Source organism: Amycolatopsis sp. cmx-8-4, assembly GCF_046548675.1.
In the GTDB taxonomy this organism is placed as follows: domain Bacteria; phylum Actinomycetota; class Actinomycetes; order Mycobacteriales; family Pseudonocardiaceae; genus Amycolatopsis.
The window spans coordinates 111,691-138,040 of record NZ_JAEBDZ010000023.1 but is presented as its reverse complement, the minus strand read 5'-3'; the positions used below and the strand labels follow the sequence as shown (position 1 = coordinate 138,040).

23 protein-coding genes, 1 tRNA gene and 1 rRNA gene are annotated in these 26,350 nt (G+C 70.7%); 17 read left to right on the top strand and 8 right to left on the bottom strand.

Annotated elements, in window-relative coordinates; genetic code table 11:
• Positions 1–10: 10 nt before the first annotated feature.
• Positions 11–127: ribosomal RNA gene (gene rrf, locus ACLJQZ_RS36475) — 5S ribosomal RNA — on the top strand.
• Between the two features lie 301 nt (positions 128–428).
• On the opposite strand, the gene ACLJQZ_RS36470 is transcribed toward rrf, so the two are convergent.
• Positions 429–881 carry an Lrp/AsnC family transcriptional regulator gene (locus ACLJQZ_RS36470; RefSeq protein WP_328646174.1) on the bottom strand — a complete coding sequence of 151 codons (453 nt, stop codon included), beginning with the start codon at positions 879–881 and terminating at the stop codon, positions 429–431.
• Positions 882–993: 112 nt separating this feature from the next.
• Between ACLJQZ_RS36470 and ACLJQZ_RS36465 the strand changes: the two genes are divergently transcribed.
• The 5 genes from ACLJQZ_RS36465 (at position 994) to ACLJQZ_RS36445 (ending at position 6,898) form a co-directional block, all read left to right on the top strand.
• A complete protein-coding gene (locus tag ACLJQZ_RS36465; RefSeq protein ID WP_410624765.1) occupies positions 994–1,440 on the top strand; it encodes a rhodanese-like domain-containing protein in 447 nt (148 codons plus the stop codon).
• Positions 1,441–1,459: 19 nt separating this feature from the next.
• The gene (locus ACLJQZ_RS36460; protein ID WP_410624763.1) at positions 1,460–2,209 is read left to right on the top strand and encodes a type 1 glutamine amidotransferase; all 750 of its coding nucleotides are present in this window, start codon (positions 1,460–1,462) and stop codon (positions 2,207–2,209) included.
• 95 nt (positions 2,210–2,304) lie between these two features.
• The gene (locus ACLJQZ_RS36455; protein WP_410624761.1) at positions 2,305–3,438 is read left to right on the top strand and encodes an anion permease; all 1,134 of its coding nucleotides are present in this window, start codon (positions 2,305–2,307) and stop codon (positions 3,436–3,438) included.
• A gap of 39 nt (positions 3,439–3,477) precedes the next feature.
• Complete coding sequence (locus ACLJQZ_RS36450; protein WP_410624759.1) at positions 3,478–6,456, top strand: bifunctional [glutamine synthetase] adenylyltransferase/[glutamine synthetase]-adenylyl-L-tyrosine phosphorylase; 2,979 nt, start codon at positions 3,478–3,480, stop codon at positions 6,454–6,456.
• 10 nt (positions 6,457–6,466) lie between these two features.
• Positions 6,467–6,898 carry an acyl-CoA thioesterase gene (locus ACLJQZ_RS36445; RefSeq protein ID WP_326955756.1) on the top strand — a complete coding sequence of 144 codons (432 nt, stop codon included), beginning with the start codon at positions 6,467–6,469 and terminating at the stop codon, positions 6,896–6,898.
• A gap of 244 nt (positions 6,899–7,142) precedes the next feature.
• Here the strand turns inward: ACLJQZ_RS36445 and glnA are convergent, their stop codons facing one another.
• The gene (gene glnA, locus ACLJQZ_RS36440) at positions 7,143–8,567 is read right to left on the bottom strand and encodes a type I glutamate--ammonia ligase (protein WP_247061245.1); all 1,425 of its coding nucleotides are present in this window, start codon (positions 8,565–8,567) and stop codon (positions 7,143–7,145) included.
• Positions 8,568–8,837: 270 nt separating this feature from the next.
• On the opposite strand from glnA, the gene ACLJQZ_RS36435 reads away from it, so the two are divergent.
• Complete coding sequence (locus ACLJQZ_RS36435; protein ID WP_326951781.1) at positions 8,838–9,227, top strand: RDD family protein; 390 nt, start codon at positions 8,838–8,840, stop codon at positions 9,225–9,227.
• An 86-nt stretch (positions 9,228–9,313) separates the two neighbouring features.
• On the opposite strand, the gene ACLJQZ_RS36430 is transcribed toward ACLJQZ_RS36435, so the two are convergent.
• Complete coding sequence (locus ACLJQZ_RS36430; RefSeq protein ID WP_328444617.1) at positions 9,314–10,042, bottom strand: DUF4191 domain-containing protein; 729 nt, start codon at positions 10,040–10,042, stop codon at positions 9,314–9,316.
• A 65-nt stretch (positions 10,043–10,107) separates the two neighbouring features.
• Here ACLJQZ_RS36430 and ACLJQZ_RS36425 point away from each other — a divergent pair, with 65 nt between their 5' ends.
• The 6 genes from ACLJQZ_RS36425 to ACLJQZ_RS36400 all read left to right on the top strand — a co-directional run bounded on the left by ACLJQZ_RS36425 (position 10,108) and on the right by ACLJQZ_RS36400 (position 14,818).
• Positions 10,108–12,192: an ATP-dependent DNA helicase UvrD2 gene (locus ACLJQZ_RS36425; RefSeq protein WP_410624756.1), complete on the top strand. Its 2,085-nt coding sequence runs from the start codon at positions 10,108–10,110 to the stop codon at positions 12,190–12,192.
• A gap of 229 nt (positions 12,193–12,421) precedes the next feature.
• Positions 12,422–12,682 carry a hypothetical protein gene (locus ACLJQZ_RS36420; RefSeq protein ID WP_247061252.1) on the top strand — a complete coding sequence of 87 codons (261 nt, stop codon included), beginning with the start codon at positions 12,422–12,424 and terminating at the stop codon, positions 12,680–12,682.
• A gap of 151 nt (positions 12,683–12,833) precedes the next feature.
• Positions 12,834–13,184: a WhiB family transcriptional regulator gene (locus ACLJQZ_RS36415; protein WP_410624754.1), complete on the top strand. Its 351-nt coding sequence runs from the start codon at positions 12,834–12,836 to the stop codon at positions 13,182–13,184.
• Positions 13,181–13,432 (top strand): hypothetical protein, encoded by a 252-nt coding sequence (locus tag ACLJQZ_RS36410; RefSeq protein ID WP_247061256.1) that lies wholly within the window; start codon positions 13,181–13,183, stop codon positions 13,430–13,432. Before ACLJQZ_RS36415 ends, ACLJQZ_RS36410 begins: the two co-directional genes overlap by 4 nt.
• Before the next feature lie 331 nt (positions 13,433–13,763).
• Positions 13,764–14,636 carry a class I SAM-dependent methyltransferase gene (locus ACLJQZ_RS36405; protein WP_410624752.1) on the top strand — a complete coding sequence of 291 codons (873 nt, stop codon included), beginning with the start codon at positions 13,764–13,766 and terminating at the stop codon, positions 14,634–14,636.
• Entirely contained in the window at positions 14,633–14,818 is a 186-nt protein-coding gene (locus tag ACLJQZ_RS36400; protein ID WP_410624750.1) for a hypothetical protein, read from the top strand. The genes ACLJQZ_RS36405 and ACLJQZ_RS36400 overlap by 4 nt, the downstream gene beginning before the upstream one ends.
• A gap of 449 nt (positions 14,819–15,267) precedes the next feature.
• Here ACLJQZ_RS36400 and ACLJQZ_RS36395 read toward each other — a convergent pair whose 3' ends face one another.
• The 3 genes from ACLJQZ_RS36395 to ACLJQZ_RS36385 all read right to left on the bottom strand — a co-directional run bounded on the left by ACLJQZ_RS36395 (position 15,268) and on the right by ACLJQZ_RS36385 (position 18,765).
• Positions 15,268–16,155 carry a hypothetical protein gene (locus tag ACLJQZ_RS36395; protein WP_410624779.1) on the bottom strand — a complete coding sequence of 296 codons (888 nt, stop codon included), beginning with the start codon at positions 16,153–16,155 and terminating at the stop codon, positions 15,268–15,270.
• Between the two features lie 162 nt (positions 16,156–16,317).
• Positions 16,318–17,658, bottom strand: coding sequence for an ABC1 kinase family protein (locus ACLJQZ_RS36390; RefSeq protein WP_410624748.1), 1,341 nt, complete (start codon positions 17,656–17,658; stop codon positions 16,318–16,320).
• A gap of 60 nt (positions 17,659–17,718) precedes the next feature.
• Positions 17,719–18,765, bottom strand: coding sequence for a hypothetical protein (locus tag ACLJQZ_RS36385; RefSeq protein WP_410624746.1), 1,047 nt, complete (start codon positions 18,763–18,765; stop codon positions 17,719–17,721).
• Positions 18,766–18,995: 230 nt separating this feature from the next.
• On the opposite strand from ACLJQZ_RS36385, the gene ACLJQZ_RS36380 reads away from it, so the two are divergent.
• Entirely contained in the window at positions 18,996–19,505 is a 510-nt protein-coding gene (locus ACLJQZ_RS36380; RefSeq protein ID WP_410624745.1) for a M48 family metallopeptidase, read from the top strand.
• Positions 19,506–19,810: 305 nt separating this feature from the next.
• Here ACLJQZ_RS36380 and ACLJQZ_RS36375 read toward each other — a convergent pair whose 3' ends face one another.
• Positions 19,811–21,178: a zinc-dependent metalloprotease gene (locus ACLJQZ_RS36375; RefSeq protein ID WP_410624743.1), complete on the bottom strand. Its 1,368-nt coding sequence runs from the start codon at positions 21,176–21,178 to the stop codon at positions 19,811–19,813.
• A gap of 101 nt (positions 21,179–21,279) precedes the next feature.
• Here ACLJQZ_RS36375 and ACLJQZ_RS36370 point away from each other — a divergent pair, with 101 nt between their 5' ends.
• On the top strand, positions 21,280–22,386 hold the full coding sequence (locus tag ACLJQZ_RS36370) for a PDZ domain-containing protein (protein WP_410624741.1): 1,107 nt from the start codon (positions 21,280–21,282) through the stop codon (positions 22,384–22,386).
• Between the two features lie 22 nt (positions 22,387–22,408).
• Here ACLJQZ_RS36370 and ACLJQZ_RS36365 read toward each other — a convergent pair whose 3' ends face one another.
• A complete protein-coding gene (locus ACLJQZ_RS36365; protein WP_247061266.1) occupies positions 22,409–22,960 on the bottom strand; it encodes a PPA1309 family protein in 552 nt (183 codons plus the stop codon).
• 152 nt (positions 22,961–23,112) lie between these two features.
• Here ACLJQZ_RS36365 and ACLJQZ_RS36360 point away from each other — a divergent pair, with 152 nt between their 5' ends.
• Both ACLJQZ_RS36360 and ACLJQZ_RS36355 read left to right on the top strand, forming a co-directional pair.
• Positions 23,113–26,100: a UPF0182 family protein gene (locus ACLJQZ_RS36360; RefSeq protein WP_410624739.1), complete on the top strand. Its 2,988-nt coding sequence runs from the start codon at positions 23,113–23,115 to the stop codon at positions 26,098–26,100.
• Positions 26,101–26,166: 66 nt separating this feature from the next.
• Positions 26,167–26,240: transfer RNA gene (locus tag ACLJQZ_RS36355), tRNA-Met, on the top strand.
• Positions 26,241–26,350: the final 110 nt, after the last annotated feature.

Genomic DNA, 26,350 nt, shown 5'->3' with positions numbered 1-26,350 from the left:
TTGATAGTGTTTCGGTGGTTTTAGCGTCAGGGAAACGCCCGGTCCCATTCCGAACCCGGAAGCTAAGCTTGACAGCGCCGATGGTACTGCAACCGAAGGGTTGTGGGAGAGTAGGACACCGCCGAACGTTTCGTTGAGGGAAGGGTCTGGTCCGGTTGAGAACTACGGTTCTCCCGGCCAGGCCCTTTTCTTATGCCCAAGACCCGAGTGGCTGGCACCGCGGCCGACGTCGTGTCGACCTCTCACTCACGCGAGTCGACCCTTCACGCACGTGAGTCGACCGTCTGATCACAGGTGCTGGCGCCCGGATCACGGGTGCCGACCTCCGGATCACGGGTGCCGGCGCTTCAATCACGTGAGCCGACTGTCCAGGTACGTGAGCCGACTGGTTGAGTACGCGAGCCGACTCTTCGGGCGCGCGAGCTGCCTCAGTCCGGCCGTCCCCGCCGGGCCAGCGGCCGGCGGCGCAGTGGTGATGACAGCACCAGCGACGTCGTCGTCTCGCCGTATCGCTGCACCTTCTCGACCAGCTCCTCCAGCTCCGCCGTGTTCCGGCACAGCACCCGCAGGATCCAGCACTCGTCACCCGTGATGTGGTCCGCGGCGATGACCTCCGGCAGTGGCAGCACCGCCGTCCGGAAGCGGGGTGTGTCCAGGCTGCGGACCCGGGCCCGGACCAACGCCTCGATCGGCAGCCCCAGCTTCGTCGTGTCCACGGTCGCCGCGTAGCCCGTGATCACTCCGCGCTCCTCGAGACGGCGGACCCGTTCCGTCACCGCGGACCCCGACAGCGACACCCGGCGACCCAGCTCCGTGAAGCTCAGCCTGCCGTCGTCCTGGAGGAGCTCGATCAGGTGCCAGTCGACGTCGTCGAGGTCCACCGCACATCTCCCAGGTCAGCAGGGGCGGAAACAGGGAAATCCCAGGCCGGCGACGGCCTTCACCCCGATTCTGCCCTGTGTCCGCGACGCCGTGATCAGCAGGATTGTCCCCATGACACGCACACTTGCCTTTCCCGCCGCCGCGCCCGCCGAGGCCGTTGCCTACTTCAGCGCCGAGCTCGGCTTCGAGGTCGATCCGGACGACCTCGCCCGGGATCTCGACGCCGGCCGCGCCGAGGGTTACGTCGTCGTCGAGACCCGTGCTCCCGAAGCCTTCGCGCAGGCGCACCTCCCCGGCGCGATCAACCTGCCCTACCGCGACATGACACCCGAGAGCACCGCGCACCTCGATCGCGACCTCGTCTACGTCTGCTACTGCGAAAGCATCAACTGCAACGCCGCCACCAAGGGGGCGCTCAAGCTCGCCGAGCTCGGCTTCCAGGTGAAACGGCTCTCCGGCGGCATCACCAGCTGGATCGCCGCCGGCTACCCGGTCGACCAGGCGGACCAGGCCGGCGAACCAACACAGGCAGCGGCCGGGATTCGCTGCGCCTGCTGACGCACCTACCCTGGAAGGCGTGACACGACTGCTGATCATCCAGCCGGACGTCTCGGACCCGCTCGGTCCCCTCGGTGACTGGCTGACCGACGCCGGCGCGGACCTCGACGTCCGGCTTCCGCCCGGGCAGGACCTGCCTGCCGATCTCGACGGCTACGCCGGCGTCGTCTGTCTCGGCGGCAACATGGGTGCGGAGGACGACGCGAAGCACCCGTGGCTCGCCGACGTGCGGCGCTTGCTGGCGAAGGCGGCGTCGAGGCAGCTCCCGACGCTGGGGATCTGCCTCGGCGCCCAGCTGCTGACCGTCGCGACCGGGGGCCGCGTCGAGGTCGGGCGCGACGGACCGGAGATCGGCCCGCACCTCGTCTCGAAGAAGGACGCGGCGTGGACCGACCCGCTCTTCGCCGAGCTGCCGCTCATGCAGGACGTCCTGCAGTTCCACAACGACTCGATCACCCGGCTGCCGCCCGGCGCCGAACTGCTCGCATCCGCTCCGCGCTACCAATTTCAGGCTTTCCGGTTCAACCGGTGTGTCTACGGTGTCCAGTTCCACATCGAGACGACGCCCGAGATCGTCGAGAGCTGGGCCGCGGATGAGCCCGAAATGGCGGAGCTGGCCCGTCCGGGAGCGCTCGACCACGACAAGTTGATCACCGTGCACGACGACATCGCCGAGACGTGGCGGCCGTTCGCGCAGCGGTTCGTCCGATTGGCGTCCGGGGAGCTCCAGCCCGCCGCCGACAGTCAACGCTCGTTACCGTTGGCTTAACGGACAGCGTCACAATCGGCAACGGGCTGTTAACAACCCGCGTCCCTCGTCAGGTACCTTGCGGGAAGAGTCCCCACAAGGGTGCGGAGGTCGGGGTGGACCCCTCGTTGCTGGTCGTCATCGTGGTCGTCACCGCATTGGTCTTCGATTTCACGAACGGGTTCCACGACACCGCGAACTCGATGGCGACGTCGATCGCCACCGGGGCCCTCAAGCCCCGGGTGGCCGTCGCGATCTCCGCGGTGCTGAACCTGGTCGGCGCGTTCCTGTCGGTCGAGGTCGCCAAGACGATCTCCAGCGGCCTGGTGGACGACACGAAGATCGGCCCGTCGATCGTGTTCGGCGGGCTGATCGGCGCAATCGTCTGGAACCTCGTGACGTGGTTCGTCGGGCTCCCGTCGAGCTCGTCGCACGCGCTGTTCGGCGGCTTGATCGGCGCCACCTGGGTTTCGGCGGGCGCGGACTCGGTCCACTTCGGAAAGATCGTCGAGAAGGTCCTGCTGCCGGCGGCCGCGTCGCCGGTCATCGCCGGCCTCGTGGCCCTGGCCGGGACGTACCTGGTCTACCGCTTCCTGGTCCGGAACCGGCCGGCCACGCGCGGGTTCAAGGTCGGCCAGATCGTCTCGGCGTCGCTGGTTTCGCTGGCCCACGGCACGAATGACGCACAGAAGACGATGGGCGTGATCACGCTCACGCTGGTCACCGCCGGTAGCCTCCCGTCCGGCGCCGCTCCGCCCGTGTGGGTGATCGTCAGCGCCGCCTGCGCGCTGGCCGCGGGCACCTACCTCGGCGGCTGGCGCATCACGCACACCCTCGGCAAGGGCCTGACCGACATCGAGGGCCCGCAGGGCTTCGCCGCCCAGACGAGCTCCGCGCTCGTCATCCTGGTCTCGTCGCGGCTGGGTTTCCCGCTGTCGACGACGCACGTGTGCTCCGGCGGCATCGTCGGCTCCGGCGTCGGCCGCCGCGAGGCGCCGGTCCGCTGGCGGATGGCGGGCCGGATGGTCATCGCCTGGCTGTTCACCCTGCCCGCGGCCGCGATCGTCGGCGCGGTCTCGGGCAAGATCGCTTCGCTCGGCAGCGCGGGCACCATCGCCGTCGGCGTGGTCGGAATCGGTGTGGGCGCCGGGATCTGGCTGCTCTCGCGCCGTCACCCCGTCACCGCGCACAGTTTCCAGGTCCCCGAGCCGACGCCGGCCGACACCGAACCGGGACGCCTGGCCGTCTGAGCCGGAATCACGAGGCCGTTGCGGCTACGGTGGTTCGTGATGGCAGACCGCGCGCGAACGACCGCTTCGGCGGCGAGGTACGGCTTCACCGACGCCCGTGCCGAGGGTCAGTTGCGCGCGGCCGGCTGGTGGGACGACGCCGGCCCGGTCGCCGCGGCGTCCGACGTCCTCGCGGCGTTGTCCCGGGCCGCCGATCCCGATCTCGCGCTGCGGGGACTGGACCGCATCCGCGAGGCCGACGGCGACGAATGGGCACGGCTCGAAGAACAGCTCCGCGAGAACCGGACGTTCCGCGGCCGGCTCCTCGGTGTGCTGGGGACGTCGACCGCGCTGGCCGACTTCCTGTGCGCGAACCCCGCGCAGTGGCATTCGCTCACCGGCAAGAAGAGCACGAACCCCGCCGGCTACCGCGAAGCCCTGCGCACCGCGCTCGTGCGTGAAGACGGCACCGTGATCACCAAGCTCGAGGCGGAGCAGACGCTCAAGGTCGCCTACCGCAGCCTGCTGCTCGGTATCGCCGCCGCGGACCTGGGCCACCTCGTCGAGAGCGGGCTCGAGCAGCCGCGCTATGCCGAGACCGCCGCGCAGCTGACCGAGCTGGCGGAGGCCACGCTCGCCGCCGGGCTCGTGGTCGCCGAGGCCGAGGTCGGCGCCTCGGCCGACGACACGTTCGCGATCATCGCGATGGGCAAGTGCGGCGGCCGGGAACTCAACTACGTCAGCGATGTCGACGTCATCTTCGTCGGCGCGGGCGATCTCGGCGTCGCGACGCGGCTGGCGAGCACGACGATGCGCGTCACCGGGAACGCGTGCTTCGAGGTCGACGCGGCGCTGCGCCCGGAAGGCAAGGCCGGCGCGCTCGTCCGCACCCTCGAAGGCCACCAGAGCTACTACCTCAAGTGGGCCAAGACCTGGGAGTTCCAGGCGCTGCTCAAGGCCCGCCCGGTCGCCGGCGACGCCGAGCTCGGGCGGCAGTACGCCGAGATGGTGGCGCCGCTGGTCTGGTCGGCGGCCGACCGGGACAACTTCGTCGCCGAGGTGCAGCAGATGCGCCGCCGGGTCGAGGGGCACGTGCCGTCCGAGCACGCCGAGCGCGAGCTCAAGCTGGGCCGCGGCGGCCTGCGTGACGTCGAGTTCGCGGTGCAGCTGCTGCAGCTCGTGCACGGCCGGGTCGACGACGAGCTGCGGTCGCCGTCCACGATGGACGCGCTCGCGGCGCTCGGCGAAGGTGGTTATGTGGGCCGGAAGGACGCGGCCGAGCTGGGCGCGTCGTATGAGTTCCTGCGGATGCTGGAACACCGGCTGCAGCTGCGGCGGATGCGCCGGACGCACCTGTTCCCCGCGACGTCCGACACCGACGAGCTGCGGATCCTCGCTCGCGCGAGCGGCGTGAAACCGACCGGTGGCAAGAGCGAGGGCGAAGCGCTGCTGGCGGAGTTCCGCAAGCACGGCAAGGGCATCCGGCGGCTGCACGAAAAGATCTTCTACCGGCCGCTGCTGCAGTCGGTCGCGAACGTGCCGACCGAGGCGCTGCGCCTGACGACCAAGCAGGCCGCCAGCCGCCTGGCCGCGCTCGGCTACACCGCGCCCGACGGCGCGCTCCAGCACATCAAGGCGCTCACTTCGGGCGTCTCCCGGCGCGCCGCGATCCAGCAGGCGCTGCTGCCCGTGCTGCTCGACCTGCTCGCCGACACCCCCGACCCGGACGGCGGGCTGCTGTCCTACCGCAAGGTTTCCGAGGCGCTGGAGGACACGCCCTGGTACCTGCGGGTGCTGCGCGACGAAGGCACGGTCGTCGAACGGCTGGCCATCCTGCTCGGCACGTCGAGGCTGGTGCCCGACCTGCTGGTCCGCGCGCCCGAGGTGCTGCAGCTGCTCGGCGACCCGGCGCGGCTGCTGGGCCGCACGCCGGCCGACGTGGCGACGTCGCTGCGGGCGGCCGTCCGGCGCCAGCCCGGGTTGAACCCCGCGGTCACGGCGGCGCGTTCGCTGCGGCGGCACGAACTGCTGCGCGTGGCGTGCGCGGATCTGCTGGGCCTGCTCGACGTCCGGGCCGTGTGCGCGGCGCTGTCCAGCGTCTGGGTCGCGGTGCTGCAGGGCGCGCTGGCCGCCGCGTTCCGGCAGCGCCAGGCCGAGCTGGGCCGGACGCCGGCGCGGATCGCCGTCATCGGCATGGGCCGGCTCGGCGGCGCCGAACTCGGCTACGGCTCCGACGCCGACGTGCTCTTCGTGTGCGAAGCGAATGAAGGCGTCTCGGACTCCGACGCCGTGAAGTTCGCGTCGTCGGTCGCGGAGACGGTCCGGAAGATGCTGGGCGCGCCGAGCCCGGACCCGGCACTGGTCGTCGACGCCGACCTGCGGCCGGAGGGGCGCAGCGGCCCGCTGGTGCGGACGCTGGAGTCGTACCGCGCCTACTACGCGCGCTGGGGCGAGGTGTGGGAGGCGCAAGCGTTGCTGCGGGCCCGTTTCATCGCCGGCGACGACGACCTCGGGCAGCGGTTCATCGCGATGATCGACCCGATCCGCTACCCCGAGGGCGGCTTGGATGCGACGAAGGCCCGCGAGATCCGCCGGATCAAGGCACGCGTCGAGACCGAGCGGATGCCGAAGGGCGCGGACCCGACGCGGCACACGAAGCTCGGCCGCGGCGGCCTCGCCGACGTCGAGTGGACGGTGCAGCTCCTGCAGCTGCAGCACGCCCACGCCGTTCCCGAGCTGCGGACGACGTCGACGCTGGACGCTCTGGCGCTGCTCCCCGGCGCGAGCCTGGCCGAGCAGTCCGAAGCGGCCGAGCTGACCGAGGCGTGGCTGCTGGCGACGCGGGTGCGCAACGCCGGGATGCTGGTGCGCGGCAAGGCCGTCGACGAGGTCCCCAGCTCGGGCCGCGACCTGGTCGCGGTGGCGCGGGTGCTCGGCCAGACCGCGGCGGACGACCCCGGTGAGTTCCTCGACACGTACCGCCGGATCACGCGTCGCGCGCACACGGTGGTGGAGCACCTGTTCTACGAGGCTGATTAAGGTGAGGCGTGTGACCGATCGAGAGCCGTTCCGGACCCGGATCAAGGTCCGCCACTACGAGCTGGACACCTTGGGCCACCTCAACCACGCCGTCTACCACTCGTACGGCGAGGTTTCGCGGCTCGAGCTGCTGGAGCAGGCGGGCGCGCTCAACGGTGTCGAGGGCTTCGCGGCGGTGCTCCTGGAGTCCCACATCGTGTTCCGCAGGGAGATCCGCGCGGGCGACGTCGTCGACGTGACGTGCGACGCGAAGTTCGGCAGCGGCAAGACGTTCTCGATGGACTCGAACATCTACAAGGCCGACGGCACGCTGGCTGCGGAGATCACGTGCACGCTGGGCCTGATGGACCTGGAGCGCCGCAAGCTGGCGGCGGACCCCCGAGGCCGTTTCGCCGAGGCGGGCGCGGACCTGAAGCTGCTGTCGACGGCCGAAGGCGACTGACTCAGGACGAAAAGAAGGCCGGCGGGGAGGAATGGCGCCGCGGCGTATGAGATGGCGACTGCCGGCGAGGAGGCGATCCAGCGCCGGCCAGACGGGCTCGGTGCAGTGTCTCGACAGGCGCACAAAGAACGGGACGGCGGTCGGGGCTTTCCCCTCGACCGCCGTCCCGTGTCCGGTGGGCCGTCAGCTGACGGCCTGGCGGAGACTCCGACCAGTGAAACTACTGGTCAAAGCCCCGCGTCGATCACACGTCGTAGTACAGGGCGAACTCGTACGGGTGCGGGCGCAGGCGCAGCGGGTCGATCTCGTTTTCGCGCTTGTACGAGACCCACGTCTCGATCACGTCCGGCGTGAACACGCCACCCTCGAGCAGGTAGTCGTGGTCGGCTTCCAGCGTGTCGAGGACCGTGCCCAGGTCGCCCGGGACCAGCTTGACGTTCTTGGCCTCTTCCGGCGGGAGCTCGTAGAGGTCCTTGTCGATCGGGTCCGCCGGCTCGATCTTGTTCTTGATGCCGTCGAGCCCGGCCATCATCATCGCCGAGAACGCCAGGTACGGGTTGCCCGAGGAGTCCGGGCAGCGGAACTCGGCGCGCTTGGCCTTCGGGTTGTTGCCCGTGATCGGGATGCGGACGCAGGCCGAGCGGTTGCGCTGCGAGTAGACCAGCGAAACCGGGGCCTCGAAGCCCGGGACCAGGCGGTGGTAGGAGTTCACCGTCGGGTTCGTGAAGGCCAGCAGGCTCGGGGCGTGCTTGAGCAGGCCGCCGATGTAGTGGCGCGCCGTGTCGGACAGGCCCGCGTAACCGGACTCGTCGTGGAACAGCGGCGTGCCGTCCTTCCACAGCGACTGGTGGCAGTGCATGCCCGAGCCGTTGTCGCCGGCGAGCGGCTTCGGCATGAACGTCGCGGTCTTGCCCGCGGCGAACACGGTGTTCTTCACGATGTACTTGAACAGCTGCAAGTCGTCCGCCGCGTGCAGCAGCGTGTTGTACTTGTAGTTGATCTCGGTCTGGCCGGCGGTGCCCACCTCGTGGTGCGCGCGCTCGATCTCGAAACCGGAGCCCTGCAGCGCGCGGACGATGTCGTCGCGCAGGTCGGCGAAGTGGTCGACCGGCGGGACGGGGAAGTAACCGCCCTTGAACTTCGTCTTGTAGCCCTGGTTGCCACCGACCTCTTCGGTACCGGTGTTCCACCAGCCCTCGACGGAGTCGATCTCGTGGAACGAGGCGTGCTCGGCGGAGTCGAAGCGGACCGAGTCGAAGATGTAGAACTCGGCTTCGGGGCCGAAGTACACGTTGTCGGCGACGCCGTACTCCGCGATGTACTGCTCGGCCTTGCGCGCGATGTTGCGCGGGTCGCGGCTGTACGCCTCACGGGTGAACGGGTCGTGCACGAAGAAGTTCAGCGAGAGCGTCTTCGCCTTGCGGAACGGGTCGATGCGCGCCGTCTCGGGGTCCGGCAGCAGCAGCATGTCCGATTCGTGGATCGACTGGAAACCGCGCACCGAGGAGCCGTCGAACGCGAGTCCCTCTTCGTAGGCCTCTTCGGTGAAGGCCTTCGCCGGGACCGTGAAGTGCTGCATCACGCCGGGCAGGTCACAGAACCGGACGTCGATGACTTCGACGTCCTCGTCCGTGATGAGGCGCTGAATGTCGTCTGGAGTAGTGGGCACCCTCGGTGACTCCTTCTCGTTCGAGCTCGTGCGGCAGTGCTCTCTTCGGCTCACGCTAAAAGCGCGGTGTTGCCCGACCGTCACCCGTATGTTTCGCTGGTGTTAACGGGTGGGTGGATACCGGGTATCCGACCAGGTCGGATGTGGTCCGCGCCACCGGCATACCCTGGACGGGTGGCGAGATGGACCGGAGAATGGCTGCCCGGCACGGGTGACGGTGGCCAGAGTACTGATCAGGACGGCGCGCGCTGGCCGGGCGAGAAGTTCGGTCTGCCCGAATCCGGCGTCGGCTCGGCGGCGAGCGGCGGGACCCGGCTGCTCGGGCTGCTCGCCGACCTCGTGGTCGCGGCCCTGGTCACGGCCATCTTCGTGCACCCGGACCTGCAGGACCCGGTCGCCATGCAGAACTTCAACCTGTGGTCTGGCGGCGTCTGGGCGGTCATCTCCGTCGTGTCCGCGGGCTTCTTCGGGTTCACCCCCGGGATGGGCGTGGTCGGCATCCGGGTGGCCCGCCTCGACGGCGCCGCCCTGGTCGGCCCGCTGCGGGCGCTGGTCCGCGCGGTCCTCACGTTCGTGATCATCCCGGCCGCGGTCCGCAACGCCGACGGCCGCAGCTGGCTGGACCGGCTGACGGGCACCGTCGTCATCCGGCTGCGCTGACCGCGCGCCGCGCCGGAAGCCGGCACCCTCGTACGAGAAAGGCCCCGTCCACCGGACGGGGCCTTCGTCGTCTGCGCGGGCTCGGGTCAGCGGCGGCGGATCGTGCGCTGGACGTTGCGCATCTTCGCGCCGGCGGGCATCGGGCCCTTGGGCATCGCCGCGCCGCGGTTGCCGAGTGCGGCCAGCTTCGCCTCGAGGGCGTCGACCTGGGCCGGCTTGAGGTTACGGGGCAGCTTCATCAGGAAGCCCTGGAGCTTCTTGAGCGGGATCTGGCCCTCTTCGTGGCCGATCGTGACGTCGTAGATCGGGGTGTCGCCGATCAGCCGGGAGACGCGCTTCTTCTCCTGGGCGAGCAGCGTCTTCACGCGGTGCTGCGCACCCTCGGCGACGAGCACCACGCCCGGGCCGCCGAGCACCCGGTGCACCGCGTCGAGCTGGGTCGTCGCGGCGACGGTCGGCGTCACCTTCCACTTGCCGCGGAGGTTCTCGAGCGCCCACGCCGCCGCGCCGGGCTGGCCGTCGGCCTTCGAGTAGACCGTCTTCTGGACGCGCCGGCCGAAGATGATCATGGCGAGCAGTGCGCCGAGGATGATCCCGAGCGGCAGCAGCACCCACTGGGAGTCGAAGAAGAAGCCGATCCCGAAGGCCACACCCGCGACGACGACGATCGCGCCGACCATCCAGGGGATGAGCCAAGGGTCTTCCTTGCGCTGCATCTTGAAGGCTTCGAAGAGCTGGCCACGCCGGGCCTTGCTCGCCGCGCGCTTCTCCTTCTTGGCCTGCTTGGCCGCTTCCTTGTCCTGCTGTCCCGCCATCTGCCCAGGATACGGCCGCGTGCCCCTGCCCGGATTCCCCGTCCCCCTCTGCGAGGATGCGGGACGTGACTGGCGTACTTTCCCCGAAGAGCCGCACCCGTCTGCTCGATGGTCTCGACCCCGAGCAGCGCGCCGCCGCCAGTGCCCCGAGGGGGCCGGTCTGCGTCCTCGCCGGCGCCGGCACGGGCAAGACCCGCACGATCACCCACCGCATCGCCCACCTCGTCATGTCCGGGCACGTTTCCGCTGGTCAGGTGCTTGCCGTCACGTTCACGACGCGCGCCGCAGGGGAGATGCGCGCCCGGTTGCGCGGCCTCGGCGTCGACGCCGCGCAGGCGCTGACGTTCCACGCCGCCGCCCGCCGTCAGCTGCGTTACTTCTGGCCGCGCGTGGTCGGTGGCCAGCCGTGGGACCTGCTCGAGAACAAGTTCCGCTACGTCGGCCAGGCCGCGACCCGGGCCAAGCTCGGCACCGAGATCGAGATCCTGCGCGACCTGGCGAGCGAGATCGAGTGGGCGAAGGCGTCGCTCATCAGCCCGGACGACTACCCGGCCGTCACCGCGCGCGCCCAGCGGGACATTCCCGCCCCGGCCGCGCAGGTCGCCGAGGTCTACCGCAACTACGAAGACCTGAAGAATGCCGCGCAGGTCCTCGACTTCGACGACCTGCTGCTGCACACGACGGCGGTGCTCGAGGAGCACGGCGTCGTCGCCGAGGAGTTCCGCGACCGCTACCGCTGCTTCGTCGTCGACGAGTACCAGGACGTCACGCCGCTGCAGCAGCGCCTGCTCGACGCGTGGCTCGGCGGCCGTGACGACCTGACGGTGGTCGGCGACGCCAACCAGACCATCTACTCCTTCGGTGGTGCGTCGCCGCGGTCGCTGCTGGAGTTCACCCGGCGCTTCCCGGAGGCGACGGTCGTCCGGCTCGAACGCGACTACCGGTCCACGCCCGAGGTCGTCGCGCTGGCGAACCAGGTGATCGGCGCCGCCCGCGGCCGGCCGGCGGGCTCGCGGCTCAAGCTGATCGGCCAGCGGCCGTCGGGCCCGCAGCCGCGCTTCGCCGAGTTCGACGACGAGCACGTCGAGGCCGGCGCCGTCGCGCGGCGCGTGCGCGAGCTGCTGGACGGCGGGGTCGCGGCGAGCGAGATCGCGGTGCTCTACCGCGTCAACGCCCAGTCCGAGGCCTACGAGTCGGCGCTGGCCGAGGCCGGCATCCCGTACCTGGTCCGCGGCGGCGAGCGGTTCTTCAACCGGGCCGAGGTCCGGCAGGCGATGTCCGCGCTGCGGACCGCGAGCGGCGACGGCAGCTCCGACCTGGTCACGACCGTGCGCTCGGTGCTCTCCCGCGTCGGCCTCACCGAGTCGCCGCCCGCCGGTGGCGCGGCGAAGGAACGGTGGGACGCGCTCCTGGCGATCGTCGAGCTGGCCGAGGAGCTCGCCTCGACGGTCGCCGACGCCGACCTGCCGCGCTTCAACACCGAGCTGGAGCAGCGCGCGGCGGCGCAGCACCCGCCGACGGTCGAGGGCGTGACGCTCGCGTCGCTGCACGCGGCGAAGGGCCTCGAATGGGACGCGGTGTTCCTCGTCGGCCTCGCCGAGGGCACCGTGCCGATCCTGCACGCCGACAACGACGAGGCGGCGATCGAGGAGGAGCGGCGGCTGTTCTACGTCGGCGTCACGCGGGCCCGCGAGCACCTGTGGCTGTCGTGGGCGCTGGCCCGCACGCCGGGCGCGCGCCGCAACCGCCGTCGCAGCCGGTTCCTCTACGGCCTGATCCCGGAGGACCACCCGGCGGCCCGGGCCGCGCGGTCGCAGCAGAAGCAGGCCGCGCCGGTGAAGACGCGCTGCCGGGTGTGCGGCGGGCCGCTGCTGGAAACCCTCGACGTCAAGCTCGGCCGCTGCGGTCGTTGCCCGTCGTCGGTGGACGAGAACCTGTTGGAGCGGTTGAAGTCCTGGCGCGCCGACCGGGCCCGGGAGCTGAAGGTGCCACCGTTCGTCGTGTTCACCGACGCGACGCTGATGGCCGTCGCCGAGCAACGCCCGGTCGACGAGTCGGCGCTGGTGTCGATCTCCGGGATCGGCGCGACCAAGCTCGAACGTTTCGGCACGGAGATCCTCGGCGTCGTCCGCGCGTCGATGGGGTCCTGACGGGGGTCCTGATGTGGTCTTGACCGCGTCCGGACCATGATCCACGCGGCGAACCCGCTGCTCAGGGGCGATCTTCGTATCTTCGAGGATTTTCCCCGTAATTAAGTTGCCCCGGTGTGGTGGAGGGCAATAACCTGCCAGTACCGAGCCCGAAGGGCTCGGCTGGGGATCCACGTGAAGTGCCGCTCCGCGGCCGCGTGTGCAGAGTACAGAAGGAGGTGCCGGTGAAATGACCATCAATCTGACGCTCACGAACCCGGGTACCCGTCTGTCCTGCGCCGCGGAAGTCGCGGCTGCACAGCGCCCGGGCACCGGTCTGCCCGTGAGCGCGCACGAGATCCGTGGCACGCGTCGCGTCATGCGGGGCTGGACCACCGGCGATGTCGTCGTCTTCGGGACCGAGGGCGTTCTCGCCGCGTACCCGCAGGCCGATCTGCCGACCATCAAGCAGTTCCGTGTTCCGTTGTCGATACGGGAGCGAAGTTCCTGACCCAGTCAGGACACTGAGGCTCACGAAGGCCGCGGAACCGGAAAACCCGGATCCGCGGCCTTCGTGTTTTTGGCTGCACAACCCAAGAGGAACAGCATTGCCCAGCTCCACGCCCAAAACCAAAACCCGTACGACACCAGGAGGAACCCCCATGTCTTCGGCCATCGCCTACACCGCGGGTGAGGCAATATTCGCCGACCTGCTCGACCCCGTCACCGTCCCGGACGTGGCTCTGCCCTGCCGCTCGGGCGACGCGGACCTCTGGTTCGCCGAGTCCCCGGCCGAGCTCGAGCGCGCCAAGGCGTCCTGCGCCGACTGCCCGGTTCGCGAGGCCTGCCTGGCCGGCGCACTGGCCCGGCGTGAGCCGTGGGGCGTCTGGGGTGGCGAGATCTTCGAGCGCGGTGTCGTGATCGCGCGCAAGCGGCCCCGTGGCCGTCCGCGCAAGAACACCACCGTCGAGCCCGTCGCCGCCAAGAGCGGCGAGCACCGGAGCGCCGCATGAGCGTCGAACCGATCACCACGAGGGACCACGAAGCGCGCAAACGCGTGCACCTGCAGTTGACGAAGACCGAGATCGAGGAGATCAGCGAGATGTTGCTTTACGAAGAACTGTCCAGGGCCCGAATACGGGATCTGGAGGAGGGCATCCGCACCCAGCGGGCCCGAGGTAGTGCCCGTGCCATCCGCCGGTGGAGCCGAGTAGCCCGATGGGCGGCCCAGCGCGCGGAGCGGTACGAGAACCAGAGCTGAGCACAGGCCCCTGCCGCCCCGACGGCGGCAGGGGCCTGCCTGAGTTTGCGCAGGCCAATGGGGTCGCGTGCGATTGCGCCGGCTGGCTCTGGTGCCGGTTTTCCGGCGCCGTTGGGCCGGCCTTCGGCGCGCCCTTATCGCGCTCGTATCGGCGACGACTTGCGCCCGCCGGTGCGAGCCGATGGTCGCCGGTGAGAGTGGGGTCGGGCGCTGATCAGCGGCGAGACACGATCCTCCGGGGGCCCGCCCCCCGCCCCCGCCCCGCCTCATCTGGTTGGTGTCTGGTTGTTCGAGCGCGCCCTTCTGCCGGGTGGCGGTGTTGAATGGGGTGATGCCCGGACACACCCACGACGACATCGACTGGGCGGACCGCCTCGCCCAGCTGCGCATGGCCGACACCCTCGATGCCGAGGCGCTCGCGCCCGTCGCGCGGCGGCTCCTTTCCGGGTCGGCCGGTCGGCCGACCGTGGTCGACGTCGGGTGTGGGGCCGGCGGGATGAGCGTGCACTTCGCGCGTGAGCTCGCCCTTGGCGACGGCGGCACCGTCGTGCTGCTCGACGCCACACCCGCGCTGCTCGCCGAAGCGCAGCGGGCTGTGGCCGCGGCCGCCGGCGAGAACGTCGAGGTCGTCGGCGTGCACGGTGACCTCGCCGACCCCCGGTTGGCCGACCGGGTGCCGGCCGCCGACCTCGTGTGGGCGTCCGGGGTGGTGCACCACGTCGGCGATCAGCAGGCCGCGCTGCGGACACTGGCCAGGTTGCTGCGGCCGGGTGCGGTGCTCGCCATCTCCGAAGGCGGGCTCGAAATGCGTTGCCTCCCTTGGGATCTCGGAATCGGACGGCCCGGGCTCGAGCATCGGCTGCTCGCCGCGCGGGCCGAGTGGTTCGCCGGGATGCGGGCCGGCATCGCGGGCAGTGTCGCCATGCCCTACGGCTGGCCGCGCGCGCTTCGCGAGGCCGGGCTCGAGGACGTCGAGTCGTTCGGCGCGCTCATCGACCACCCGATGCCCGGCTCGGACCTGTTGCGCGAGTACGTGGTGCACCGCGTCGGCTGGCTCGCCGAGTCGACGGGCGACCGCCTCGACGCCGACGACCGCGCGACGATCGCCGCTCTCACCGACCCGACCGGCCCGGACTTCCTCGGCCACCGCACGGACCTGTACCTGTTGGGCGCCAAGGCGATCCACAGTGGACGGTCCCGGTGAGCGCGCCGGAACCGGCCGGGTGCACGCGCTGCGGGCGCACCCGAGGCGCCGACGACGACCCGGCTACGGCGCTCGCCTGGGTGTCCACCCGTGAGCGCGGCACGCTGCGGTGGCTGTGCCCGGACTGCGCGCGGCAGCACGTGCGCGACATCGAGGGCAAGCTGCCGGACGAATACTGGTGATCACGAGGTTCCTCCGCGGGAATCGGCTGTTGGGGAGTGCTATTCAGCAGCGGCAGACTCGGCGGCCGGCTGAGTCGCGCTGACGATCGGCCGGTCATCGTGACGGGCTCATGCGCCTTCGCCGGGCTGGAGAAGATCAGCAACGAGCGGGTCGGCAGGTGTGGCCTTGGCTTCGCCGCCGCGCCGCCTGCGCTGCTGCGCCGCCGACCTGTCGACCCGACGACTGGAGCAGGATCCGGACTTGTCCCCGGTTCCCACGGCCGGTGCGGATGCCTTCGGTCGGCTTGTGCCGCGTCGTCGACAAGGGCCGGACAGGTGGCTGGGACGAGGGCCGTGTTCCCGAACGGCGCCGATGCCTCTGGTCGGCTCGCGCGGTGGCGTCGATCGAGGCTGGAGCTGCGCTGGGGCTCGCGGAGGTGTCCCGAGTGACGCGGATGCCTCTAGCGGACTCATGCCGCGTCTCCGGTCAGCGGTGTGGTCAATGCCCGGACTCGGGGGCGCGGTGTTCTCGATGCCTCGCCGTAGGCCTGGACCAGCTCCTTCGCCACGTCGCGGGGGACCTGGCGCAGCTGCCGGACCGTGCAGCGGACCAGGATGATTCCCGTGGCCGCCAGGGCCAGGTGGGTGAAGCCGCCCGTGGAACCGGGGCCGCAGCGGTACTGCCAGGCCAAGCCGATCTCGTCCCACCACGCGTCGGCCTCGCCGATGCGGCGGCCTCGGCGGTCGCAGATCGTGACGTCCCAGTTCGGCGGAGGGAGCAGCGCCGTGTCCAGTACTCGCGCCGCCAGGCCGTGCGCGCGGATCGGGCCCTCGTCGAGGCGGCGCAGCACCTTGCGGACCGCCGACGAGCCGCGCTGCGGACCCGCCTCGAGCTCGGCCAGCAGCCGCTGGCGATCGCACAGGCCCCAGTAGAGCGGCAGCGTCAGCAGCTGCCGGATCTGCGCCGGATCGGGTTCCGCCCGCGCCAGGTCGAGCGCCGCGCGGGCTGGCGGGGCGAACGGCAGGCCGTCCACCAGCACCGGGTCCGGCAGCCGGGACGTCCGGGTCGCGTGGATCCCCGCCTTTGCCATGACACGGCAGTAGTCGGGCACCAGCAGCTCGATCTCGCCGGTCGCCGGGCACTTGACGCCGTGGGCCCGCAGGGCGTCGGCCCCGGTGATCACCACCTTCGACCCGTAGCGCGCGATCGCGGCGTGCAGCAGGTGCTGCCGCGTCGGCGTGGTGTTGCGCAGCAGGACTACACCGGGGTGCAGGCGGCGCCACGGCCCGCCGGGGCCGCAGAGCCGCCGGGTTCTTCGATCGGACACCCCGGCCCTGCGTAGCTGTTCGAGGTTCATCACCTCGCCGGTGTCGGGGTTACCGAGGGCGAGTGGGTCGGTGCGATGCGTAGCGGTCATGGATCGAGCATGAACGCTCCGCCAACCGGGTGGAACCCCGTTTCCGGCAGCTGTGGACAACTCGCCGGAATTCGTCCGTTCGCGGCCCGGCCTGTGGACAACTCAGCCGGCGAAACCGGGCTGCCAGCGCTCCACGATGCCTCGCGCCGGGATCTCCGCGTCGAGCTGGCAGAGGATGCCCGTCGAGCCCGCGGTGACGCGGTGGATCATCAGGTACTCGGGCGGCAGGTTGAGCGAGCGCCCGACCTTGAAGTCGTTGCCGCGGCTGTCGCCGACCCGCCACGCCTGCCGCTGCATCCACTTGCGCGTGAAGTGGAACGTCGGCTCGGCCAGCGGCTCGGTGAACGGCGCCAGGTAACCGAGCACCTCGTCCGCGGTCAGGTCGCTGTCCGGTCGGATGAACCGGTTCTCCCGCAGCGTGCGCATCAGCTCGGCGGACTCGCCGTCGAGGGCCAGCCGGGTCATCTCGCCCAGGTGGCGGGGGATGCCCTCGGGCAGCCGCGCGACGCCGCCGAAGTCGATGACGCACAGCCTGTCGTCCGGGGTGATCATGAAGTTGCCCGGGTGCGGGTCCGAGTGCAGCAGGTGGACGCGCTCGGGCGACGAGTAGTGGAACTCCGCCAGCAGCCGGCCGGCCAGGTTCCGCGTCGCGCGGTCGCCGTCGGCGATCACCTTCGACAGCGGTGTGCCGGTGACCCACTCCGTCACGACGACCTTCGGCGCGCTGGCGACGACGCGGGGCACCAGGATGCCGGGGTCGCCGTCGAACGCCTTCGCGAAGGCCCGCTGGTGCTGGGCCTCGGACTGGTAGTCGAGCTCCTCGTTCATCCGCGCGGCGAGCTCGGCCAGCAGCGGCTTGACCTCGGTGCCGGGCACGAACGCCTGGAACAGCCTGCTGAACCGCTGCAGCTGCCGCAGGTCGCTGCGCAGCGCCTCGTCGGCCCCCGGGTACTGGACCTTGACGGCGACCTCGCGGCCGTCGTGCCAGACCGCGCGGTGCACCTGGCCGATACTCGCGGCCGCCGCCGGCTCGTCGTCGAACGAGGTGAAGCGGCCGGCCCAGGTCCGGCCCAGCTGCTCGGCGAGGACCCGGTGGGTCTGCCGGGCCGCCATCGGCGGCGCCGCGGCCTGCAGCTTCGTCAGCGCCTCGCGGTAGGGCTTCGCCATGTCGTCCGGCACCGCCGCCTCGAACACGCTCAGCGCCTGGCCGAACTTCATGGCCCCGCCCTTGAGCGTGCCGAGCACCTCGAACAGCTGCTCGGCGGCCTTGGCCGACAGCGTCGCGTTCACCTGCTCCGCGCTCTGGCCGGCCAGCCGCTTGCCCCAGCCGCTGACCGCCCGCCCGGCCATCCCGAGCGGGAGGCTGGCGAGCTTGGCGGTGCGGGCCGCACCCTTGCTCGGCATCGCGGTGTCACGATCGGCGGCGTCGCGGAAGTCGGTCACCTCGTCGATTCTGCCTTGCGCACACGCTCGCGCGCAGCCTGCTCGCGGCGTCTTAGTGGCCTACGTCTCCTGTTGCGCCGCGGGGGGACCGCACCCGCACCTCGGATGCGGTGGCCAGCCGCGGTGGCGGATGCGGCCGTCGAAGGCGTCGATTTCGAGGGTCGCGTTCCACGCCGGCGGCGCCAGCTCGGCGGGGGAGAGCAGCCGCATGGACTGCGCGACGGCCAGCGACGCGCACGCTTGGACCGCGCCGAGGTCGGGCCGCTGGTGCCGCCCGGCGAGCTGACCGGCGACGCGCGGCCAGCACGGGTCGAGGTCGGTCCGGTGCAGGTCGGCGCAGCGCAGGCACGAACTCCGGCCCGGCACCACCAGCGGCCCGACGATGCCGGTCCCGTCGCGGACGCGGACCGCCAGGTGCGGGACGCCGTCCTCCATCAGCTCGGCGACGACCTCGGGCGCGGGCACGATGGCGTCGGTGAGCAGCACCAGGTCGGGGTAGCGGTCGTGGAGCCGCGTGACGCGCACCCGCGCGTCGATCCGGCGGATCAGGTCGGCGAGCGCGTGGCGCCGCGGCCGGCCCAGGTCCGCCTCGGTGAAGCCGGAGCCGAGGTCGTGCTCGGTCACCGCGCCGGGCAGCCGCGGCTCGACGTGCCCGATCCCGGCGTTGGCCAGCAGGACGGCCACGGCGACCGCCACGCGGCCGTCACCCTGGACCGAGATCGCCGTCGCGCGCCGCCGATCGGCCAGCGCGGCCTGGTGGTGGCGGGCCCGCAGCGACCACAGGCCGATCTCGCCGCGGAGCACGGCGCTGTCGGGCGCGCCGGCCTCGGTGACCAGGCCGAGGGCGGTCAGCTGGAGCAGGAGCGTGCGCAGCTGATCACGGTGTTCGCTCTCGGCGAGCAGGATCCGTTCGACGGGCGCCCGGCCGTCGAGCAGCCGCAACCGCGTGACGAGGTTCGGGGGCAGGCCTTCGATGGCCACGCCGTGGCGCGGGTCGAGGCCGATCTGGATCTCGTCCGGGCCGCGTTCCAGCACGGTCAGGCCCGGGAGCAGGGCCGGAAAGGCGGGTAGCGGCACCGGTGGCATGTCCGCGGGGGAGAGCAGCATGTCCGCAGAATCGCATCCGCCGGCGACCCCCGGACCTCGGAAGGGCCCGGAACGGCCGAGTTGTCCACAAGTGGAGGTAGTTGTGGATAACTCGGGTCTGTGACCTTAAGGCGCTCGGAGTTGTCGGTGGGTGGCCTTACCGTTGTCGAGTGGTCGAAGCACGGATGCCCTCACTGAGGAGCCGAGGGGACGAGAACCCCTCGTCGGACACACCCGAACACAAGGTCGAAGTGCGGCGCAGCCAGCGCCGGCACCGGACGGTCACCGCGTACTGGAACGACGACACGCTCGTCGTGCTCATCCCGGCGCGGATGACGAGGGCGGAGGAGAAACACTGGGTCGCCGAGATGGAGCGCAAGCTGCAGCGCTCGGAACCACGTCGGTCGGCGTCCCCGAAGGCGTCGGACGAAGCCCTGCTGGCGCGCTGCGCGCAGCTGTCGGGAAAGTACCTGGGCGGCACCGCGGTGCCGGCGAGCGTCCGCTGGGTGCCGCCGATGCGCACGCGGTGGGCGTCCTGCACGCCGGTCGACGCGACCATCCGGGTCAGCGACCGGCTGCGGAAGGTCCCGCCGTGGGTCCTGGACTACGTCCTGGTGCACGAGCTGGCGCACCTGCGCGAGCCCGGGCACGACGCGGCGTTCTGGGCGTTGGTGCAGCGGTACCCGAAAGCGGAGCGCGCGATGGGGTACCTGGAAGGACTGTCGGCGGCCGCCGGGTGGGGGATCTCCACCGAGGACTGACCGGGTGACGGTTTCGGACGGAACCGGGGTGATCCGCAGGTGCGGGTCACCCCGGTTTTGTTGGGGGCGTGGCGGCGGTCGGGTTGGCGAACTCGAGGCCTGGAGGGGTCGGTTCCCCTGTTCGGACGGTCGGCCGGCGTGCCCGGGCAGTCGGCTCGCGTACCTAGAGGGTCGGCTCGTGCACTCGGAGGGTCGGCTCGCGTGCTTGGGGGGTCGGCTCGCGTGATTCGGGGGTCGACACGGTGGGGGCTGGATGCAGAACCGGGCGCCTCGCTGGTGCGGGGCGCCCGGTCTGGTGGTGGAGCTCAGCTCTTGGGGTTGTCGTCCGGGGTGTCGTCGGTGGACGGGGGGTCGGCTTTTTCGCGCTCTTCACGCTCCGTGCGCTCCAGCTCCGCCATGGGGTCCAGGTCGTCCGCCGTGCCGCTCTGGCCGACTCGGGCCGAGAAGTCCAGGGGCTCGTCGAGGTCCTCGGCCGTCGGCATCAGGTCCGGGTGGGACCACAGGGCGTCGCGCTTCTCGATGCCGTGCTGCTCGCCCACCATGTTCCACAGCGTCGACGCCGCTCGCATGCGGCGGGGGCGCAGCTCCAGGCCCACCAGGGTGGCGAACGTCTGCTCCGCCGGACCACCCGTCGCGCGGCGGCGGCGCAGGGTCTCGCGCAGGGCGTCCGCGCCCGGCAGCCGATCACCGACGGCCTCGGCCACGACCACGTCGACCCAGCCCTCGACCAGGGCGAGCAACGTCTCCAGGCGGTTCAGCGCGCCCTTCTGCTCCTCCGTCGTCTGCGGCTCCAGCAGCCCGGACGACATGGCCTCTTCGATGCTCGCCGGGTTCGACGGGTCGATCTGGCCGGCCAGGGACTCCAGCGCCGACGTGTCGACCGAGATCCCGTGGGCGAACTCCTCGACCGTCGCCAGCAGCCGCTGGCGCAGCCACGGCACGTGCGTGAAGAGCCGCTGGTGGGCCGCCTCGCGGGCGGCCAGGAAGACGAGGATCTCGCTGTTCGGCAGCTCCAGGCCCTCGGCGAACTTCTCGATGTTCGCCGGCAGCAGCGCCGACGTCCCCGGGGGCGCCAGCGGGAGGCCGATCTCGGAGGACGTCAGCATCTCCGACGCGAGCTGCGCCAGCGCGTTGCCGAGCTGGGAGCCGAAGGCCATCCCGCCCATCTGCCCCATCATCTGCATCAACGGGCCGGCGGCCTGCTTGGCCTCCTCGGGCAGCGCCTCCATCCAGGCGCCCGAGATCCGCTGGGCGACCGGGTCGCAGAGCCGCTGCCACGTCGGGAGCGTCTTCTCCACCCAGGTGCGCGGCGACCAGGCGACCGTCGACGTGGCGCCCGCGGGCAGGAACGTCGCCGGGTCGAGCCACATCTCGGCCAGGTGGGCCGCGTCACGCACGGCGGCGTTCGAGTCGTCACTGCCGGAGAAACCGAGCCTGCTCTCGCCGGTGTTGCCGGCGCTGCCCAGGTTCTGCAGGGCGATCTGCTTGGCGAGATCGTAGTTCACCGGCCCGCTGGAAGTACCGGCCTGACTGAGCATCTGGCCCAGTTGGCTCAGCATCTGACCGAGCTGGTTGAAGGCCTCGGCGCCGGACTGCTGCCCGCCCTCCGAGGGGTCGTTCTCACCTCGTTTGTCGGGATCGGAAGGTCCGAAGCCGAACGGGGGTTTGCTCATGGGTCCACCGTACGCGGGTCGGGCGCCCCGAAGCGCGTCAACCGGACCCATGTGCGTGGCCTTCACCGAGAAGCGAACACGGTCACCGTACGCTGTCGGGCGTGACCAAGTCCTCCGAGGAGACCGCCCCCGCGACGACCCCGCCGGAAACGCCGCCGGAGCGGACCGGAGAGGCCCGGCGGATGACCCGCCGGGGCTGGACGCTCGTGGTCAGCGGCTCGCTGTTCCTGGTGTTCGTGGTGCTCGGTTCGGTCGTGCCGGTGCCGTTCGTGGCGATCAGCCCGGGCCCCACCTACGACACGCTCGGTCGCGACGCGGCGGGGAACCCGGTCATCCAGGTCGCCGGTCACGACACCTTCCAGACCACCGGCGAGCTGCGGATGACGACCGTCTCCCTGCACGACGGCGTGACCCTGTTCCAGGGCCTCGGCTTCTGGGCGAGCGGCCGGTACGCGCTGGCGCCGCGCGAGGAGTACTTCAAGCCGGGCGAGACCAACGAGCAGGTCAAGCAGGAGAACATCCAGCAGCTGCAGGACTCGCAGACCAACGCCCAGGTCGCCGCGCTGCGCAAGCTCGGCTACCCGGTCAAGGTGCTGGCGAAGGAGATCGTCTCCGGCAGCCCCGCGGACCACGTGCTGGCCCCCGGCGACAAGCTGATCACCGTCAACAACAAGAAGATCGTCGAGGCCGCGGACGTGCGGGCCGCGCTGGCCGGCACCCTGCCCGGCCAGGCCGTCCAGATCACCTTCCAGTCCGACGGCCAGCCGGAGCGGACCGTGCCGCTCACCCTCGCCGCGCGCCCGGACCGCAAGGAGGGCTTCATCGGCCTCACCGCGGTCGACCGGGCCGACGCGCCGTTCAACGTGACGATCTCGCTGCAGGACGTCGGCGGCCCCTCGGCCGGGCTGATGTTCACCCTGGCGATCATCGACCGGCTCCGGCCCGGCGACCTGGCGGCCGGGCGGCACATCGCCGGCACCGGCGAGATCACCGAGACGGGTGAGGTCGACCCGATCGGCGGGATCTCCTTCAAGGTCGTCGGCGCCCGGGAAGCGGGGGCCACCGACTTCCTCGTGCCCGAGCACAACTGCGCCGAAGCGAAGACGACCGCGCCGTCCGGGCTCAACCTCATCAAGGTGTCCACACTGGACGACGCGCTCGCCCAGCTGGCCAACCTCAAGGCGGGACGGCAGACCGCGTCGTGCTGAGCGGCCGGGCACCCAGCGGCCGTCAAGGCATCAGTGTCGCTTTCAGCGCTTCGATCAGATTCGGGGCCAGGTCCGGGCTTTCGACGATCTCGTCGACGGATTCGTCGCCGTCTTCGGCCGTGCCGATCCCGCGCAGGCGCATGACGCACGAGCGCCCGCCCTCGCGCAGTACGGCGGCCACCAGCCGGGCCTCGGTCCGCTGGGGGTGGTCGGCGGCGGCGCGCCGCAGGCTGTCCGCGTCCGCCTCGGCGACGTCCGGCAGCTCCGACTCCGAGCCCGGCGGCAGCACGATGATCTCCTGCGCCAGCGCGCACCCGATGACCAGATCGGGCCAGGCGATCCGGCCCAGCGCCTCGGCGAGGTCGCCCTCGGGCAGGGCCTCCTGCGCCACCGGCGTCAGCGGGTTGGCCCGGTCCAGCTGCCCGGCCAGCTCCGGCTGCTCGTCGAGCAGGGCCGCCGTCGGCACCAGCGCGAACAGCTGCGGCGGCTGGTCCCAGCCGGCCGCGGCCATGAACTCCTCGATCTCACGGGCGAGTGCGGCGACACCAGGGACGGCCGGGTGCGGTTCGTTCATGCGCACATGGTGGCAGGCGCCCCCGCGCGACGCGGTCGCGAGTCCGGTTTGGGCGGGTCCCGGGAACTTCCCACGGCATCCGTAGAGTTAGGTCATCAGGAGGCGCACGCGTCTCCGTGTAACAAGCATTCACGAAGACAGGAGCGTGCGCCGTGGCGACTCGGCCCCCGGTGAGCCTGCCGAAGCTGTCCCGGCGCAGCCGGATCCTCCTCATCATCGCCGCGGTGATCGTGCTCGCGCTGTTGCTGGGGGCCCGCCTGCTGGACACGTACGTCGACTGGCTGTGGTTCGGCGAGGTCGGCGCGCGATCGGTGTTCACCACTCAGGTGGTCACTCGCGTCGTGCTCTTCTTCGCCGTCGGGTTGCTCGTCGGCGGTGCCCTCGCGATCAGCCTGATGATCGCCTACCGCACCCGCCCGGTGTTCGTGCCGATCTCCGGCGCCGACGACCCGCTGGCGCGCTACCGCTCCGCGATCGTCGCCCGGATCCGCCTCTTCGGCATCGGCATCCCGGTGCTCACCGGCCTCATCGCCGGGCTGTCCGCCCAAGGCGACTGGCAGGTCGTGCAGCTGTTCCTCAACGGCACCTCGTTCGGCCAGACCGACCCCGAGTTCGGCAACGACATCGGCTTCTACGCCTTCGACCTGCCGTTCTTCAACTGGCTGCTCGGCTGGCTGTTCATCACCGTCGTCATCTCCTTCTTCGGCGCGCTGATCTCGCACTACGTCTTCGGCGGCATCCGCCTCGCCGGCAAGGGCGGCCAGCTCGCCGGCCCGACCCGCGCGCAGCTCGCCATCACGGTCGGTCTCTTCGTGCTGCTGAAGGCCGCGGAGTACTTCGTCGACCGGTACAACCTGCTGTTGTCCGACCGGGGCGCGCCACTGTTCATCGGCGCCACCTACACCGACCTGAACGCGGTCCTGCCCGCGAAGCTGATCCTGCTGTGCATCTCGGTGATCTGCGCGATCGCGTTCTTCGCCGGCGCGTTCCTGCGCAACCTGCAACTGCCGGCCATCGCCCTCGTCCTGCTGATCCTGTCGAGCATCCTGGTCGGCGTCGCCTGGCCGGCCGTCCTCGACCAGTTCTCGGTGAGGCCGAACGCGAACGAGAAGGAAGCGACGTCCATCCAGCGCAACATGGACGCCACCCGCAAGGCGTTCGGCCTGACCGACGTCCAGTACCAGCAGTACTCGGGCAAGTCCGACGCGACCGCGAGCGAGGTCAAGTCCGACACCGGGACGATGTCGAACATCCGGCTGCTCGACCCGAACGTCCTCTCCGACACCTTCACCCAGCGCGTCGGCCGCGAGAACTTCTACGGCTTCCCGGCCAAGCTCGACATCGACCGCTACACCGTCGGCGGCACCACGCAGGACTACATCGTCGCGGCCAAGGAGATCAAGACCGAGGGCCTGACCGGCAACCAGACCAGCTGGATCAACAAGCACCTCGTCTACACCCACGGCAACGGCTTCGTCGCCGCGCCGGCCAACACGATCGACCGCGCGGTCAAGGACGCCAACTCCGACGGCGGCTACCCGATCGCCACCACCAGCGACACCCAGAACCCGACCGGCGCCGGCGCCAACGGGAGCGCCCCCGGCATCGAGGTCAAGGAACCCCGCATCTACTACGGCGAGCTGTCCGCCGCGGACTCCGACTACGCCATCGTCGGCGGCACCTCGGGCAACGCGCCCGGCGAGTACGACACCGCCACCGACCGCTACACGTACAAGGGCACCGGCGGCGTCTCGATCGACAACTGGTTCAACCGCCTGGCCTTCGCGGCCGAGTACGGCGAACGGAACATCCTGTTCTCCGACGCCATCGGCGACAACTCGAAGATCATGTACAACCGCGACCCGCGCGACCGCGTCAGCAAGGTCGCGCCGTGGCTGACCCTCGACGGCGACCCGTACCCGGCGGTCGTCGACGGCAAGATCCAGTGGATCATCGACGGTTACACCACCATCAACAACTTCCCGTACTCGCAGCAGACGCAGCTCGGCGCGGCCACCAACGACTCCCTCAACGGCGTCGCCCGCCAGGGCAACAGCTCCATCAACTACATCCGGAACTCGGTCAAGGCCACGGTCGACGCCTTCAACGGCACCGTGAACCTGTATTCGATCGACGACAAGGAACCGGTCCTAAACGCCTGGGAAAAGGTCTTCCCCGGACTCGTGAAGCCCAGCTCCGCGATCTCCGAGGACCTGCGGGCCCACTTCCGCTACCCCGAAGACCTCTTCAAGATCCAGCGCGAGCTCCTGTCCCGCTACCACGTGAGCAACCCGCAGGAGTTCTACTCCCAGCAGGCCTTCTGGAGCGTCCCGCAGGACCCGACGGCGGAAGGCGGCGCCAACCCCGCCGCGGCCGGCGCCGCCAACCAGCCCGGGTACTACGTCCTCGCGGACACCCCGGGCCAGACCCAGCCGACCTTCCAGCTGACCAGCTCCCTCACCGGCCTCCAGCGCCAGTACCTCGCGTCCTGGATGTCGGTGTCCTCCGACCCGGTCGACTACGGCAAGATCCGCGTCCTCCAGCTACCCAGCGCGGCCACCGGAGCCACCCAGGTCGACGGCCCGGTCCAAGTCCAGAACCGGTTCCAGAGCGATCCACGCGTCGCGCAGGACCGGACCCTGTTCAACAACCCCAACGTCATCCCGATCTACGGCAACCTGATCACGCTCCCGGTCGCCGAAGGGTTCCTCTACGTCGAACCCGTCTACATCCGGCAGCGCAACCAGAACAGCTATCCACAGCTGGCCCGCGTCCTCGTCTCGTACGGACCCAAGGTCGGCTACGGCGCCACCCTCCAGGAAGCCCTCGACCAGGTCTTCGGCACCGGCACCGGAGCGGCCACCACCACACCGCCCCAGTCCGGCCAGCCGACGACCACGCCGACCACGCCGACGACCACACCGCCCAACACCGGCGGCGGCAACGCGGCCCTCGACAAGGCCGCCGCCGACATCGAATCGGCCATCGTCAAACTCCAAGCCGCCCAGAAATCCGGCAACTTCGCCGACCAAGGCGCGGCCCTGGCCGCCCTCGACGCGGCCGCGAAGGCCTACCAGTCGGCCAAGGCACAACCGGCCACGACACCCAGCACCACACCCACCAGCCAGCCCGGCGGGTGACGTCGACGACCTAAGTGACCCTGCTTTGCGCCCCCTCGAAACCAGGGCGTAAAGTAGGGAACACGACGCGGGGTGGAGCAGCTCGGTAGCTCGCTGGGCTCATAACCCAGAGGTCGCAGGTTCAAATCCTGTCCCCGCTACGGATGCAGGAGGCCTGTGTCGACGGAGAACGTCGACCGGGCCTCCTTCGCATTTCTCCTGGGGGTCGAACCCCCAGACCCCCGCCAGGGGGGCTTCGCCGCCCCTGGAC

Bases quoted from the DNA above. Each gene is read 5' to 3' on its own strand.
- ACLJQZ_RS36395 (WP_410624779.1), bottom strand. From the start codon at position 16,155: ATGAACCTCGAACAGCTACGCAGGGCCGGGGTGTCCGATCGAAGAACC.
- ACLJQZ_RS36405 (WP_410624752.1), top strand. From the start codon at position 13,764: ATGCCCGGACACACCCACGACGACATCGACTGGGCGGACCGCCTCGCC.
- ACLJQZ_RS36450 (WP_410624759.1), top strand. From the start codon at position 3,478: ATGGCAGACCGCGCGCGAACGACCGCTTCGGCGGCGAGGTACGGCTTC.
- ACLJQZ_RS36430 (WP_328444617.1), bottom strand. From the start codon at position 10,042: ATGGCGGGACAGCAGGACAAGGAAGCGGCCAAGCAGGCCAAGAAGGAG.
- ACLJQZ_RS36465 (WP_410624765.1), top strand. From the start codon at position 994: ATGACACGCACACTTGCCTTTCCCGCCGCCGCGCCCGCCGAGGCCGTT.
- ACLJQZ_RS36385 (WP_410624746.1), bottom strand. From the start codon at position 18,765: ATGCTGCTCTCCCCCGCGGACATGCCACCGGTGCCGCTACCCGCCTTT.
- ACLJQZ_RS36365 (WP_247061266.1), bottom strand. From the start codon at position 22,960: ATGAACGAACCGCACCCGGCCGTCCCTGGTGTCGCCGCACTCGCCCGT.
- ACLJQZ_RS36415 (WP_410624754.1), top strand. From the start codon at position 12,834: ATGTCTTCGGCCATCGCCTACACCGCGGGTGAGGCAATATTCGCCGAC.
- ACLJQZ_RS36410 (WP_247061256.1), top strand. From the start codon at position 13,181: ATGAGCGTCGAACCGATCACCACGAGGGACCACGAAGCGCGCAAACGC.
- ACLJQZ_RS36375 (WP_410624743.1), bottom strand. From the start codon at position 21,178: ATGAGCAAACCCCCGTTCGGCTTCGGACCTTCCGATCCCGACAAACGA.
- ACLJQZ_RS36420 (WP_247061252.1), top strand. From the start codon at position 12,422: ATGACCATCAATCTGACGCTCACGAACCCGGGTACCCGTCTGTCCTGC.